This window comes from Thermococcus kodakarensis KOD1, from assembly GCF_000009965.1.
GTDB lineage: Archaea > Methanobacteriota_B > Thermococci > Thermococcales > Thermococcaceae > Thermococcus > Thermococcus kodakarensis.
In genome coordinates this window covers 766,087-780,363 of the sequence record NC_006624.1, presented here as the reverse complement: position 1 = coordinate 780,363, position 14,277 = coordinate 766,087, and the positions used below count along the sequence as shown (strand labels likewise).

16 protein-coding genes are annotated in these 14,277 nt (G+C 52.3%); 1 reads left to right on the top strand and 15 read right to left on the bottom strand.

What is annotated here, in order from left to right; all coding sequences use genetic code 11:
• Window positions 1–109 precede the first annotated feature (109 nt).
• From TK_RS04410 to TK_RS04370, 9 genes are read right to left on the bottom strand one after another with little or no spacing between them, the layout of a single operon-like run.
• On the bottom strand, window positions 110–943 hold the full coding sequence (locus TK_RS04410) for a hypothetical protein (RefSeq protein ID WP_011249845.1): 834 nt from the start codon (window positions 941–943) through the stop codon (window positions 110–112).
• A gap of 2 nt (window positions 944–945) precedes the next feature.
• Window positions 946–1,995: an AmmeMemoRadiSam system radical SAM enzyme gene (gene amrS / locus TK_RS04405; protein WP_011249844.1), complete on the bottom strand. Its 1,050-nt coding sequence runs from the start codon at window positions 1,993–1,995 to the stop codon at window positions 946–948.
• 15 nt (window positions 1,996–2,010) lie between these two features.
• Entirely contained in the window at window positions 2,011–2,739 is a 729-nt protein-coding gene (locus tag TK_RS04400; RefSeq protein ID WP_011249843.1) for a polysaccharide deacetylase family protein, read from the bottom strand.
• A complete protein-coding gene (locus TK_RS04395) occupies window positions 2,714–3,877 on the bottom strand; it encodes a glycosyltransferase family 4 protein (protein ID WP_011249842.1) in 1,164 nt (387 codons plus the stop codon). Before TK_RS04395 ends, TK_RS04400 begins: the two co-directional genes overlap by 26 nt.
• Before the next feature lie 57 nt (window positions 3,878–3,934).
• The gene (locus TK_RS04390; RefSeq protein WP_011249841.1) at window positions 3,935–4,864 is read right to left on the bottom strand and encodes a thiamine-phosphate kinase; all 930 of its coding nucleotides are present in this window, start codon (window positions 4,862–4,864) and stop codon (window positions 3,935–3,937) included.
• Window positions 4,846–5,271: a putative toxin-antitoxin system toxin component, PIN family gene (locus tag TK_RS04385; protein WP_011249840.1), complete on the bottom strand. Its 426-nt coding sequence runs from the start codon at window positions 5,269–5,271 to the stop codon at window positions 4,846–4,848. The genes TK_RS04390 and TK_RS04385 overlap by 19 nt, the downstream gene beginning before the upstream one ends.
• Entirely contained in the window at window positions 5,268–5,510 is a 243-nt protein-coding gene (locus TK_RS04380) for an AbrB/MazE/SpoVT family DNA-binding domain-containing protein (protein WP_011249839.1), read from the bottom strand. Before TK_RS04380 ends, TK_RS04385 begins: the two co-directional genes overlap by 4 nt.
• Window positions 5,511–5,539: 29 nt before the next feature.
• On the bottom strand, window positions 5,540–6,805 hold the full coding sequence (locus TK_RS04375) for a TIGR00375 family protein (protein WP_011249838.1): 1,266 nt from the start codon (window positions 6,803–6,805) through the stop codon (window positions 5,540–5,542).
• A gap of 10 nt (window positions 6,806–6,815) precedes the next feature.
• The gene (locus tag TK_RS04370) at window positions 6,816–8,537 is read right to left on the bottom strand and encodes a chloride channel protein (protein WP_011249837.1); all 1,722 of its coding nucleotides are present in this window, start codon (window positions 8,535–8,537) and stop codon (window positions 6,816–6,818) included.
• Between the two features lie 66 nt (window positions 8,538–8,603).
• On the opposite strand from TK_RS04370, the gene TK_RS04365 reads away from it, so the two are divergent.
• Entirely contained in the window at window positions 8,604–9,074 is a 471-nt protein-coding gene (locus tag TK_RS04365) for a hypothetical protein (RefSeq protein WP_011249836.1), read from the top strand.
• A 13-nt stretch (window positions 9,075–9,087) separates the two neighbouring features.
• Here TK_RS04365 and TK_RS04360 read toward each other — a convergent pair whose 3' ends face one another.
• From TK_RS04360 to TK_RS04335, 6 genes are all read right to left on the bottom strand, one after another.
• On the bottom strand, window positions 9,088–10,407 hold the full coding sequence (locus TK_RS04360; protein ID WP_011249835.1) for a cation:proton antiporter: 1,320 nt from the start codon (window positions 10,405–10,407) through the stop codon (window positions 9,088–9,090).
• Complete coding sequence (locus TK_RS04355; RefSeq protein ID WP_011249834.1) at window positions 10,395–10,889, bottom strand: CBS domain-containing protein; 495 nt, start codon at window positions 10,887–10,889, stop codon at window positions 10,395–10,397. Before TK_RS04355 ends, TK_RS04360 begins: the two co-directional genes overlap by 13 nt.
• A 124-nt stretch (window positions 10,890–11,013) precedes the next feature.
• Window positions 11,014–11,880, bottom strand: a complete 867-nt coding sequence (speB, locus tag TK_RS04350; RefSeq protein WP_011249833.1) for an agmatinase — start codon at window positions 11,878–11,880, stop codon at window positions 11,014–11,016.
• A 42-nt stretch (window positions 11,881–11,922) separates the two neighbouring features.
• Window positions 11,923–12,372: a universal stress protein gene (locus TK_RS04345; protein ID WP_011249832.1), complete on the bottom strand. Its 450-nt coding sequence runs from the start codon at window positions 12,370–12,372 to the stop codon at window positions 11,923–11,925.
• A 10-nt stretch (window positions 12,373–12,382) separates the two neighbouring features.
• Window positions 12,383–13,663: an SLC13 family permease gene (locus tag TK_RS04340; protein ID WP_011249831.1), complete on the bottom strand. Its 1,281-nt coding sequence runs from the start codon at window positions 13,661–13,663 to the stop codon at window positions 12,383–12,385.
• A 10-nt stretch (window positions 13,664–13,673) separates the two neighbouring features.
• Window positions 13,674–14,219: a universal stress protein gene (locus TK_RS04335; protein WP_011249830.1), complete on the bottom strand. Its 546-nt coding sequence runs from the start codon at window positions 14,217–14,219 to the stop codon at window positions 13,674–13,676.
• Between the last annotated feature and the right edge of the window lie 58 nt (window positions 14,220–14,277).

The following is a 14,277-nucleotide window of genomic DNA, read 5'->3' as shown; positions in this document are numbered from 1 at the left end:
ACTTTTCGCTTTCAGACCCTTTCAGCGGCCAAAAAAAGCTCGCTGATTGCCGTAAAAATGAAAAGAAGGCTTAACCTAATGCCTACACATAATTCGCCTTTTGCCGATATTATCTAGTCAGCTTGAATGAGGTGTTCGCCTTCTCAATGGCCATGGCCTTTAGCGGCCTTATGACAAGCTCGTGAGCGAAGCCTGCCAGGTCGGAAAGAACACCCTGGATCTCCGATGGGTTCAAATCAACGATCTCTGGCTCCACTACTGATATGGCAACCGGGGCATATTTCCCCGTCAGCTGGAAGGCAGTTTCGATCCCGGAGATGAGTTCTGTAGCAACCAGGAAGCGTTTTCTGCCGGTCTTTTCGTTCTCTCCCTGCTGCTGCATGGCAAACTTGTTTATTCTGCATCCTTCGTACATGAGGGCCTTCTTGATGTCTGCCTCAACCCTCTTCTCGTCCTCTCCGTAGACTTCGACAACGAACCTGTAGAGGAGCATTCTTTCGTCGATTATCATGGACTCTATCTCTTCCCTGGAATACCCCACCTTTGGCTCTGGGAGTTCATCGAGTTTTGGATACGCCGCCAGCGGCCCGAACTTCTCCATTAGTTGCCCCATTAGATAGGATACGCCCCCAAGGATTTTCGTCAGTTGCTCCGCAGGAATCTCGATGCCATTTGTTGAAACGAGATCAACGGCCGCTGGGGCGTAGCGGATAGCCAGGTCAACAAGGACTTCAAAAGGCCCCCTGATTCTGGCCTCTATCATCCCGGAGTATGGCAGGAGATCGTTATCAGGGTCTTCAACTATCTCATCGACGTAGATGTCCTTAATCTCGACACCTTTTTCGGCCTTTAGTGATTCAACGGTCTGGCCCATGGCGCTTTCTAAAGCTTTCTTGTCGTTGGATAGGCCCTCAATGTAGAAGATAACCTCAATCGGCCTCATTTTCACCACCACATACCAGGATATCTCTTTTTTGTGTATGTGCCAACGATTGGGATGGGTTCTCCGCAGAACCCGCACCTTCCATCATCGGTCACGTTGTACTCAACGATCTCAAACCCATAGCGGACTATTAAAGGCTTTTCGCACTTCGGACAGTAGGTATGCTCACCAGGGTGGCCGGGCACGTTGCCGATGTAAACGAACTTCAGACCCTCTTCCTTGGCAACGCGGTAGGCCATCTCGATCGTCTCAACTGGCGTCGGAGGAAGGTGAAGGAGCTTGTAGTGCGGGAAGAAGCGGGAGAAGTGTACTGGCGTGTCGTCGCCCGTCTCTTCAACGACCCAGCGGGCGAAGGCCCTTATCTCCTCTTCCTTGTCGTTCAGCGTTGGAATTATGAGGTAGGTCAGCTCGACGTGGATCCCGAATTCCTTCTTCGCTATCACAGCCGTCCTCCTGCTCGGCTCCCCGCTCGGGACACTGGCTATCTTCATGTAGAACTCATCGTTGAAGGCCTTGATGTCGATGTTCATTGCGTCTATGTAGGGGGCGAGCTCCCTGAAAGGTTCCTCATTGATGTAGCCGTTGGTTATCATGAGGTTGTAGAGGCCCTCCTTCTTGGCCAGCTTTGCCGTGTCCAGGACGAACTCGTACCAGATCGTCGGCTCATTGTAGGTGTAGGCTATGCTCTCACAGCCGTACTTCTTCGCCATCGTGACTATCATCTCAGGCGTCATATCGTGGAGGTATGGGAAACTTTCATCAGCCTGGCTTATCTCCCAGTTCTGGCAGTGCTTGCAGTGCATGTTGCATCCAACGGTGGCTATTGAGAATGCACATGAACCCGGCCAGAAGTGAAAGAGCGGCTTCTTCTCAACTGGATCGGCCGCTATCGAAGAGACCTTCCCATAGTTGAGGGTGTAGAGCCTTCCGCCTATGTTCTTCCTAACCTTACAGGAGCCCCGCTTACCATCGTCTATGATGCAGTTGAGGGGACAGAGCCTGCACCTCACGCGGTTGTTTTCGAGCGGCTCCCACCACATCGCCTCGCGCATGTTCTCACCCAGTTATCATAGTTCCCCTTCACGTTTAAGCTTTTGGTATTCGTGGTAGAATTCCCTAAGGGTAAGAAACTCGGCGTCCCTTGAAATGTGGAATTCTATCAGCCTGCGGAGGTTTTCAAGGGCACTTTTGCCAGTCCCAAACCAGCAGTCCGGCCTGAGCCTCTTGCTCATTCTCACGAATTCCCACGGATGGAATATGTAAACGATTGGGTCTTCGAAGCGTTTGTGGAAGGGCTTTTGCAGTGTCCACGGAAGGCGGGTAACTATGGACGTCGTAGTTGCTGGGACTTCGAGCAGGCCCGAAATCTCTGTGACTCCTCTTCGCCAGCCCTTGTGCTTTGCCTTCGTTGAATCAACTAAAAATCCGAGCTCTTTAAGTATTGGATAGTGGTCATCTGGAAACTGGAAGTTGGGCGCTCTGAAGGAAACGACTTTTCCAAACCGGGAGAGGATCTCTCTCGCTTCAGAAAGCCGGCGTCTAACCTCTTCCCCGGGGAGTCTGTCAAACCTTTCATGTTCAAGTCCATGGCACCCGAGTTCATGTTTTTTGGCTGCTCTTCTGGCGAGTTCGGGGAACTTTTCTGCCATTCTTCCAGTAAATAGAAACGTCCCTTTGATTCCGCTGTCCTCCAGGAGGTCCATGACCAGAGGCAGGCCTTCTTCCATCCCTCTGGTGGACGAAGCAAACGGCGGACAGTCCTGCTCGACATCAAACGTGAGGATAACTTGACCCATCCTTTTCCGCCTCCTCCAGGGACTCCCGGTAAACCCTCTCAACGGACTTCACAACGACGCTCCAGTCGTAAACCCTTTCCACCCTGCGCTTTCCGAGTTTTCCGAGTTTTCTCTCCAGGTTCTGGTTGTTTAATATTTCGTTGATGGCACTGCTGAGCGCCCGGGCGTTTCCAGGGGGGACTAACATACCGCAGCCGTCAACAATCTCAGGGATACCGCCTACTTTTGTTCCTACTACGGGCGTCCCGCTTGCCATCGCCTCAAGAAGGACTATTCCAAAGGCCTCGCTCAGGCTCGGGAGAACAAAAACATCACTCGCGCGGTAGTATAGGGGGAGTATCGAATAGCTGACCGTGCCGAGGAACTTCACCCTGTTGGAGATTCCAAGGAGCTTTGCCTTGTTGCGGAGAACGGGCAGCATGCTCCCTGAACCTGCAACCAAAAGGGTTCCATCTACGTCTTTCATGGCCGATATGAGAGTCCCCACTCCCTTTCTGGGCTCAAGACGCCCGACGTAGAGGACGACTTTCCCATCAAGGTTCAGGAGCTCTTTGGCCTCCTCTTTGCTCACGGGAATATCAAACCTTTCGATGTTGATCCCGTTGGGAACTATCCTCACTGGCACTCTTGTGAACCTCTTTATGAACTCTCTGGAGGCCTTGCTGACTGCTATTATCCTGTGGGGGTAAGTTAAGTGATAGCGGTAATAGGGATAGCTTGCCCGTGACATGGTGCGTATTGTGAAGGAGTTCTCGTAGTTTATGCTGTGTGTCGTCACGACACTGCCCTTGCCGAGTTTTCTCGCCGCCATTGCAGCCTTCAGGGAAAGGGGGGTAAACGCATGGTGCCCGTGAACGACCTCGTAGCCCCTGACTAACGGCTCGAGCAGGCCGTAGCCCTTCGCAAAGGCAGAGACGTTTAGGCTTGCGCTCGGAAAAATCTTGCCCGGAACTTTGACGAGCCCGATGCCGAGTTCCCTTAGCTCGTCCTCTTTTCCTGTTTTTCTGTTGTTCGTGATTATATCAACTTCATGCCCTCTCTCCCGCAGGTACAACGCGAGGTCATGCATATGAACGGCTACCCCGCCGAGTTTTGGATAGTACCAGTCGCTGACGAGCGCTATTTTGAGGGTCTCCATTTTACCTCGACCTGCAGTATCTAATGTGAGCCTTTTAAAACATTAGCGGAATTCAGTTTAATCCAATCTCGAAAAATGCTCCCAACCAAGTGGGAAAAGCGGCTTTCTGCCCATATAAACTCCGTTTCCCTCTCTGACCTGCCCGATAACGGTAAAATCAACTTCAAGCTCTGAAATCTTTTCTGGTGGCACGGTAAAGAGAAGCTCAAATTCCTCCCCGCTTGCGAGGGCTAACTCAACGGGACTCTTACCAATGACCTCAGCCACTTCATACACTTCCCCACGTATCGGAAGCTTCCCGGAGCTTATCTCAATCCCAACACCACTCATTTTGGAGATCAAATGAAGCTCCTTAGATAGGCCGTCGCTTATGTCTATAGCCGAGTTCGCAGATTTACTGAGGATAATTCCCTCCTTAACCCGTGCAATGGGTTCAAGGAACTTTTCGTAGAGGGCTTTTCTGGTGCTCTCAGACACTTCGAGGCCGTACTTCCATACAAGATAGCCAGCGAACGCCCGCCCTATATCTCCCGTCACACAAACGAGGTCACCGGGCTTTGCACCCGACCTGGTTAACAGCCTTTTGGTTTTTCCAAGGGCAATGCCGTCTATTATCAGGTCATCCGCCTCATTGGTGTCTGCACTTAGAACGGGGATTTTATAGTAGTCGAGGGCCTCTCCTATGCCCCGGGCAATTCCCTCAATGTAGTCCTCATCCAACCCCTCCGGGAGTCCAAGCGAAAATAGAAAACCGATGGGTTCCGCCCCCATAGCTGCAACGTCGCTCACGTTCATTGTCACGGCTTTGAACCCAACCTGCTCTGGAGTCATTATGTCTGGAACATCTGTTTTCCTGACGAGCATGTCGTTCGTGGCAACGAGCCACTCGTCTCCTATCTTTAGTGCGCCGGCATCGTCTCCAAGGGGGAGCTCACCATGCCTTTTCAGGTGCTTGAGGAAGAGCTCGATTATTTCTGACTCCCGCATGATATCGCCTCCGAGGGTGTTAAGACCATAAAACAGAACCCCATGTGGCAGAAAAGCTTTTCACCGTCTCGAAGGCTGAGGAGGTCTTTATCTCCAGTTACCAGTGCTTCAACTTTTCCCGAAACTGCTGCAGCGATTATTGGATTGTCTTTTGGATCCCGCGAAATAGGCGGAATTTTTCCTGTTTGCACTTTGATCGAGAACTCTTCCAAGAGCAAGAGGTATCTGTCGACCTTATCAGGAGAAATCCCAAATTTTCCAGTAAGGACTCTTCTAATTTCATCCTCTATATAATCTGAGATGACGTTCTCGTGGAGTCCCACAAGGCATTCCCAGAGGAGCCGCCGTTCGTTACCGTGCCAGAAGTAGGCAGAAATGAGAACATTTGTGTCGAGCAGAACCCTCATTCCCCATACCTCACTTTCCTTACTGCTTTGGCAACGTCCTCCTCTGAAACTCCAAGGGATTTTGCCGCTTCTTCTCCTTCTTTGAGGATCTCCTCGACGTCGATATTAAGTTTTTTCATCACTATAACGTCCCCTCTGGAGAAGATTAGCAGATACTCCCCCTCCTTTATACCCAGCTTTTCTCTGAGGCTCTTCGGTATCACGATCTGACCCTTCGAGGAGACTTTCACGACCTCCATGAGTATCACCGTAAGAAATTCCAACTTTCTTACTTATTTGACTTTCGGAGGAATTCGGTTATGCTCCTCTGCTTGGGCTTTTCCTCAACGTTGGGAACTTCAACCTCGATGGTCTCTAGGTCTTCAATTCTCGCATTCCTTACCTCATCTGGCAACTTGATCTCGCCGTACTTGCCCCCTCCGCCGGAGATAACGATGAGCTTGCCCTTTCTGTATGCCCAGACTGCCTTGGCTACCTCCTCGTGAACCTTTGCCAGCTCCTCGACGGGAACGTCAACAAGAACCCTTATCTCGCTTCCGAACTCCCGCAGAAATCTCTCCCAGACAAGCCTTACAGCTTTGGTCTCGACTCCTTTGCCGAGAACCATCGCTATTATCTCGGCGAGGGGGGCGAGGTGCAGGTAGGGCGGTCTGTCCTTCGGCCTCTCGGTAGTGTCTGCAAGCTCAAGGATTCTGTCCCTCACGCCCTTCTTTATTCTCCCGCCGCACTTTGGGCACTTCCAGCGGAAGGCTTTGGCCTCTTCGAGGGAGTACTTGGTGTAACAGCGAGAGCATGCGGTAAGGTGGTACTTGCCGAGCCTCGGGTCGAGACCTGCGTTGAGGACGATCTTTCTCCCGCGCTTCAGTATGGCCTTCCGGATTTCTTCGAAGGTAGCTTCATTAACCTCAAAGCGGTTGAACTCCCTTCCAAGCCGGTGGGGCATCGGTGAGTGGGCGTCGCTGTTGCTGAGGTATGTAAGTTTGTGGTGGGCCTTTATCATATCTGCCATCTCGCTGTCAGCCGAGAGGCCAAGCTCGAGGAAGTGAATTTTCGCTCCATTGTAGGCTTCCTTAAGTGAATCATACTCCTTGTAGAGGCTTGTCCAAGGTGTAAATGCGTGAGCTGGGCCTATGAGAACGTCGAGCTCGTTGGCAATGTCCGCTATTTCGGCAGCCGAAAGAGTGAGATGTGGTCTTCCCTCGCTCTCGATGTCGGAAGAATAAGGCTTAAGCCTCTCCCTCATCTCGCGGACGGTTTCGATGTTCGGGAAAATAAGGACGTGGTGAACCCTTCGGGTATCTTCAACCTCGGTCGTGAGGAGGAACCTGATGCCGTTTCTCTCGTAGGTCCCCTCGTCTACCTTTTTTGTGTATTTGAGAAGCTCTTTCTCCCAGTTTGGGTTGAGGATGTCTCCCGTGCCAACCATTTCAAGCCCCTTGAAGCGGGCGTTTTCGGCCAGATTTGGAATAGTCATTGCCTTGGAGACAGCCTTTGAGTAGCGCGAATGAATGTGCAGGTCGGCATCAACTATCATAAAGATCACCTCAGTCTATGTACATCCCCTCAAGGCCGCGGTAGTAGGCGCGGTATATGTCCCTTTTGGTAACAACCCCCACGAGTCTCCTGTTGGTAGGACTCTCAACAACGGGGAGAAGGTTCTGGTCGTAGGCCATCAGCTTTTCGAATGCCGCCTCGGCCGTTTCGGTTGGATAGGTAACGGCGTAGGCTCTGTTTAAGAACCTCTCAACCTTCAGCCTTTTCACGGATGATGGCTTCTTCAGGATGTCCTTGATACCTATTATGCCTACGACGTTGAGGTTCTCATCAACCACAGGAAAGCAGTCGTGGGCGGTTTCACCAATTAGATGCTCAACGTCGAAGAGGGTCATGTCCTTTGTTACATAGACGGGGTCTCTGCTCATTATTTCCCCAACTGAGATTGTCTCAAGAACCACGGGTCTTCCAGTCCTGACACGGTAGCCCTTTCTCAGGAGCTTGAGGGTGTATATGGACTCGCCGTTGAGGAAGAACCTCGCCGTCAGGAAGCCCATCGTTGCTGATGTCATAACTGCCGGCAGAACAGCATAGCTCCTCGTCAGTTCGGTTACCATGAGTATCTGCGTTATCGGGGCCTGCGTCATCCCGCTGAAGAAGGCCGCCATTCCAGCGAGGGCATAAACAGTTAGGTTTGGGGCAAGGGAGGGAAAAGCCATTCCCACAAGAATCCCGAAGGCCACCCCGAACATCGTCCCTATGTAGAGGCTCGGTGCGAAGACGCCTCCGCTGTTTCCAGAGCCAACGGTCAGTGCCGTTGCGAGCATCTTAACCACCCCAAGGGTAAGCAGGAGCCCGAGGGTGAGCTTTCCGTAGAAGGCCAGCTCCATTCCCTCATAGCCTATTCCAAATATCCCATACGTTGGGAAGAACATCCCGAGAAAACCAACTCCAAGGCCGCCGATTACCGGCTTTAAAAGCGGGTTGATCCTCAGGTCCTCAAAGGCGTTGAAGACGCGGTAGATGAACCTGGCGTAGAAAGCCGCGAGAACTCCGAGGATTATACCCAGCAGGAAGAAAAAGGGAAGCTCGAGGAGGGTATGCCCGAGGTTTCCGGGGATTTCGACCTCAAAGGCCCTCTTGAGTATGGCGAGTGTGATGGCGTTTCCAGTAACAGAGGAGATGAAGATTGGGACTAAGTTAACGGAGAAGGCCCCCATATAAACAACCTCAAGGGCGAACATCGCTCCAGCGAGCGGGGTGTTGAAGGTTCCCGCTATTCCAGCGGCCAATCCACAGGTTACGAGGAGCTTCTTCATCTCCTTTGAAAGGTTGAACCACCTCGCGAGGATCGAAGTCAATGCCGCACCTATGAAGCCTATCGGCCCTTCCCTGCCCACACTTCCTCCAGAACCAATGGTTATGGCTGTGGCAACTATTTTTGCTACTGCGAAACGGCCCGGTATGTTGCCTCCCTTGAAGATGACCGCCTCGATGACCTCCGGTATTCCGTTTCCCCTTATGTCAGGAAATTCAACAATGATGAAGGCAACAATGAGCGCACCCAAAGCTGGAAGAAGAGCATAGCCCAGGTTTAGCTCGCCTACCTGGTAGGAGACTACGGGCAGAATCTTACCGAAGAAGAAATCATGAGTCCAGGCTATCAGAACTCTGAAGAGGACGGCACCGAGTCCCCCAACTACCCCCGCCATCAGCGAGAACCCAAGCACCGTTGCCCACTTCTTGATGTAGCGACCGTTTGAGGTTGCCATAGTATCCTACCGATGTTGGGGCTTAAGCTTTTATACCCACCGCCCCAACTGGTTTTGGTGAAGACTGTGAAAGTTGAAGGATTTGTAGCTGCACTCAGAGAAGCCGAGACGATAGGCGAGCTCTTTAAGATACTCCAGGAGAAAGGCGCCCCTGTTCTCGAACTGGACGGCGGAAAGTTCCTCATCGTGGTGGAAGGGGACTTCGAGGGCAGACCCTTCTGGACCGAGATAAACGGTGAGAAGGCCAACCAGGCCCTCGGCGATGCCATGCTTAACTCATCGAGCTTCCCATTCAAGTGCAAGAAGCCCTACACCGGTGGAAACGTCATATTCGTGAACTTCGACGACATAGAGGTCGAGAAGTTCCTGGTTGCCTACCGCGACCCCGACTACGGTATCTTCTATCTCGTCGAGAACGGCGAAGCTAGGGAGATAACAAAGGAGGAATACGAGAAGCTCCTTCCCGAGATGCCCGAGTTCAAGGTAAAGGGAATGAGCGAAGAACAGATGGACATGATGGGTGCTTTCTTTGGATGAAAAAGGGAGAGGCTCACTCAGAGCCTTTCAGCTCCTTTATCTTCTCCTTTGTTTCCTGTATTCTCCCGACCTTCTGAGCGGCCTTCTCCGCCTTCGCCTTCTCTATCTCTGCCTTGAAAGCCCATTTGAGGAGCGGCGGCGTTATCAGCACTGAGACCGTGATGAATATCAGCGTGGCCGCTATAAACTTCGGAGCGTCAGTTGAGGGTATTGCCCCGCCGTGGATTGCCACCATGAGGTTAACGAGCGCTACTTCAGTCCTTGGAACGGAGCCTATGCCCATCTGGAGCGACATCCAGAAGTTCTCCCGCGTGAAGAGGAAGTCCCTTCCCCTGCCCCATGCCGTTATCCACGCTCCAAAGCCCCTGCCGACGATCTTTCCGACTATGGCTATGACCGATAGAACTGCCGCGAGGGTTATTGCATCGCCGTGCTCGAAGACCTTAAGGTTGAGCATAGCTCCAGTGTGGACGAAGAAGAACGGAATCAGGAGGCCGTAGCCTATCGCACGGACATCTTCCATAATGCGCTTACCTTCAGGGAGCTTCGAGAGTATGAGGCCCATCATGAAGGCGCCTTCGATGGCCGCTGCAAACCACCCTTCGGCTAAAGCCGCGAAGAGGAACATCATACCGATGGCCATCCCCAGGATGCCCTTCTCCACGTGAAGCCTCTCCGCGAACCTGATGTAGTGGTCGATGAAGTACCATCCAAGAACGCCCGTTATGATGAAGAAGGCAACTATCTTAATGCTCAGCTCGAAGAGACTTCCAGTACCAACTGCAAAGATAATGAGTGCTATGCCCAGGAAGTCGTCCATGACGCTCGCGCTGAGGGAAGCTGCCCCGACCTCGCTCCTCAGAACGCCGAGATCCATCATGACCCTCACTGTCAGTCCTATGCTCGTGGCTGTCAGAAGGACGCCGCCGGCGAAGGCCTCCCTGCTCGGGTAGCCCATTGCCATGAGCGCCCACCAGCCAAGAACGAGCGGAACGAAGACTCCGAGAACGGTGGAAACCGTCGCCGTGAGGCCAGTCTTCTTGAGCTGTTCTATGTCCGCGTCAAGAGCGCCTAAGAAGAGCAGGAAGATTATGCCGAGCTTCGCCAGAAACTCAGCGATCTGATTTAAGACGGACTCATAGCCCATTCCGCTGACAATGGGCAGATAATCGGGAGCAACGTAACCGAAGTAAACGAGGTTGCCGAGGATCATACCCATTATAAGTTCGCCGAGGACTCCGGGGAGCTCAAAGCGCTCTATTATGCTGTCGCCGATTTTGGCCAGGATTAGGGCGATGCCTATAGTTGCTAGAAGCCACGCTACCCCTTCCATTGGGCACCACCCACCCTGAGCAGCCTGAGGAACTCGTCTATCAGAATTCTCAGGCTTATCTCGCCGACCAGCCTCTCTCCTTCGACCACTGCCAGAACTTGGGCCTTGTAGCGCCTCATCTTGATGAGTGCATCGAGAACCGTTGCCTCTTCCTCAATCGTTAGAGGGTGCCTGTCTGCGACGTCCTCAGCCTTGGTCGCACCGCCGAGAAGGGACCTCATGCTTCTGCTCGTCATTCCGAGCTTGAACCTGTGAGACTCTGGTGGGAGAAGAATGTCAATGACGTCCATGTAGCGGATGACTCCGACGAGCTTCATACTCTCCCTGTCCTTCACGACCCAGACGTGGTGCCTCGTCCTAAGGAGCTTGAGGACGTTGAGGAGGTCAGAATCAGCGGTTACGATGGGCATTGTATCGAGCCTAGGCATTATCTCAGAGACTTTGAGCGAGTGAAACTTTTCAAGGGCCGCTTCGACATCCATATGCTTCACCGGGCGTAAGATTTGAAAAAGTCCTCTTAAGGGTTTCTGAACGGTGAAAAGCAGAAGAGCATAGAAAAATGCATTTTTTCACGGTGATGGATACTGAAAAAAGAACGCAGAAGGCTCAGCGCCCGAATTTTGCCATTGCACCAATGGAGTAGAAGAGGAGCTTTGCAGCCGTCAATGCCGTCGGATCGCCGAGCTTTTCACCTGCAACCTCCATTATGTCAAAGCCCGCTATCTCCTTCTTCTCGACCAGCCATTCTATTGCCTCCACTACCTCCCAGAACCTTAAACCTCCCGCCTCAGGAGTGCCCGTTGAGGGCACCATAGAGAGGTCAAAGACGTCGATGTCGATTGAGAGGTAAACCGGTTCGGGAAGGGCCTCTACGAGGTCAACGAAGGCGTCAAAGCTGTAGTCCCTCGCGTGCACCCACGGGATATCCCTCTCCCTTGCAAAATCGACTTCCTCTTTGGTGCCACTCCTGATTCCGAATATCGCTTCCTTTACCCCTAGCTCGCTGATCCGCCTCGCGACGCAGGCATGGTTGTAGGGGTTGTCTTCGTAGCTGTTGCGCAGGTCGAGGTGGGCGTCGAAGACGACGTAGCTTGCTGGCTTCAGTGCTTCAACTGCTCCAAGCGTCTGGGAATGTTCTCCGCCTAGGAGGATTGGAATAGCCTTTGGGTTTGCCTTCTTGAGCTCTTCAAGGGTTTCCCTTACCCTGTCTGCCGTTTTCCTCGGGTCTCCTGCGACGACGGCAATGTCTCCGATGTCGGCTATTGGGAGCTCCGCTATGTCAAGGTCGTAGTCTAGGATGTAGCTCTCAAGGTTCAGAGTCGCCTGCCTTATTAGGGTCGGCCCGAAGCGTGCCCCAGCTTTGTAGCTCGTAGTCCCGTCGAAGGGAACCCCCAGCAGGATGAACCTGGCTTTCTCGGGTTCTACGAGCGGGAACTCCAGCTTGAGAGTCTCATACGTGTACAGGAACTCCATTCTCTCACCTAAAGGCAAAAATAGAAGAGGGCTTAAAAGCCTTCACCTGACTATCATCACGGGAGGCTTTATCACCCCCACAACGTCCTCGAGGAGAGAGCCTATCCTCGTCTTTCCGCTCTTTCCGTACGCACCCATCACGACAAGGGAGTACTTCCCGCTGTTTGCCTCCTCAAGGACTTTCTCGCGGGCGTTTCCTTCGACAATCCTGAAGGAGCAGTTGATACCCTCCCTCTGTCCGAGCTCCAGAAGGGCGGAGATAACGTCGTGGATGCCCTTCTTCATCTCCTTCCAGGCAGTTTCCTCGAACTTCTTGAGCTTTTCAACGTCGCCGCTTCTCATTGCGAGGCTTACCGCTATCGCCTGCGCCTCCTTCCTGTCCAGGACGGAGAACAGTACCACCTTAGCTCCCTTTTTCTTCGCCACCGAAAACGCATGAAGGGCTGCCTTTTGGCTCCACTTTGAGCCATCCACGAGCACGAGTATCCTCATATCCACCACCTCACAACCCAACGTACCTCAACCAGATTATAGCCGTCCCTATGGCCACGGTCGTTACCATAATGGTCATTCCAACCTTCAGGAAGTCGTTGAACGTTATTCTCACGCCCTCGCGGTGGGCTATACCTATGACGACGACGTTCGCGCTGGCACCTATGGCAGTACCATTCCCTCCGAGGCACGCTCCCAGTGAGAGCGCCCACCAGAGCGGGTAGGGGTTCATGTGATTACCCATTGCCTTTATCAGCGGTATCATAGTCGCTGTGAATGGGATGTTGTCAACTATTGCACTTGAGAACGCTGAGAACCACGAAATTATCAGGACTGCCTCGCCCTCGCTGTGGATGTGACTAACCATCCAGTTGGCGACCTGGGTGATCAGACCCGTCTCAACTAGGGAGCCAACGATTATGAACAGGCCGCCGAAGAAGAAGAGCGTCGCCCACTCGACTTTCTCAAGTGCGTGTTCAGGTGACGCTCTGCTCCAGAGGAGCAGTATTGAGGCTCCTGTGAGGGCTATAACAGCAGGCTCAACACCAAGTTTGTCGTGGAAGAAGAATCCAATGACGACACCAATGAGCACTGTTATGGACTTTCTGAAAAGTGAGGGATCCCTGATGGCATCCCTTTCGTCCAGCGACATTATAGTCATCTTAATTGCTTCTTCGTTTTCCTTGTGAGAGTTCATCTCGGCGCGGTAAGCGAGGTAGATAATTCCAATGGTCGCAAAGAGGTCAACGAGAGCTATGGGTCCCATGTTGAGGATGAACTCGTTGAAGCTGAGGTTAGCTGCGGAGCCTATCATAATGTTGGGCGGGTCACCGATGAGCGTCGCGGTTCCGCCGATGTTCGAGGCAAACACCTCCGAGAGCAGAAACGGTATTGGGTTCACACCCATTTTCTTGGTTATATACAGGAGCATTGGCGTCAGGAGGAGAACCGTCGTAACGTTGTCGAGAAACGCGCTGACGACGGCCGTCACCACCGAGAACAGAAGGAGGACTTTCATCGGGCTTCCCTTTGAGAGTTTGGCGGTTTTTATGGCTATGTACTCAAACAGTCCGCTCTCCCTGGCTACGTTCACGACGACCATCATTCCCGCAAGGAGGAGTATCGTGTCGAGGTCAAGATACTCCGGCACTTTCTCCCACGGAACTATCTTAATCAGGAGCACCAGCGATGCCCCGACCATTGCCGCTACCGTGCGGTGAATTCTCTCGCTCATTATGAGCCCATAGACGCCTATGAATATCGCAAGTGCTATCAGCTCCATTGGCTCCATTTTCATCACCTCAGTAGAGAACAACGGGCTTTTCAACGTGCTGGACTATCCTAAAGACAACGGGACTTACGCGGTGTGTTCTCGTCGTCTCGGAGCCGTAGTGACGGGAGATTACGAGTAAGTCGTATTTCTTGGCAATACCCTCAACGTACTCAGCCTTGTCCCCGAAGGCTATTTTCCTGCTAAACTTGATGTTCAGATCGCCCAGCTTTTCTTCAACCTCTTTGAGGAAAGTCTCGGCAAATGCCATCTCCTTTTTTCTGAATTCCTCGGCAGCTTCTTCTCCGAGTGTTTCACGTATCATTTTGAGAACGCCCTCGTCGATTACGTAAACTATCCGGACAGCCGCTTCTTCGAACGCTGAGAGTGTCTCGTGGACTTCCTCTGGAACTTTTTCAGAGAACCTGTCAAAAACGAGCAGTATGGAGTTTATTTCTGGAATCACTAGCTCCTCCTCGGTTAAAAAGAAGTTCTCGTAGGCCTTGAGTATTTCCTCATACCTTGTGCCGGCTATGTTGTTAAACTTTCTGAGTATTACATCGTGAAGCCAGCCCATAACTACCCCCAGCTGGGGGAGAAAAGGCCCTCTTAAATGAGTTTCGTTTCAAGTTAAA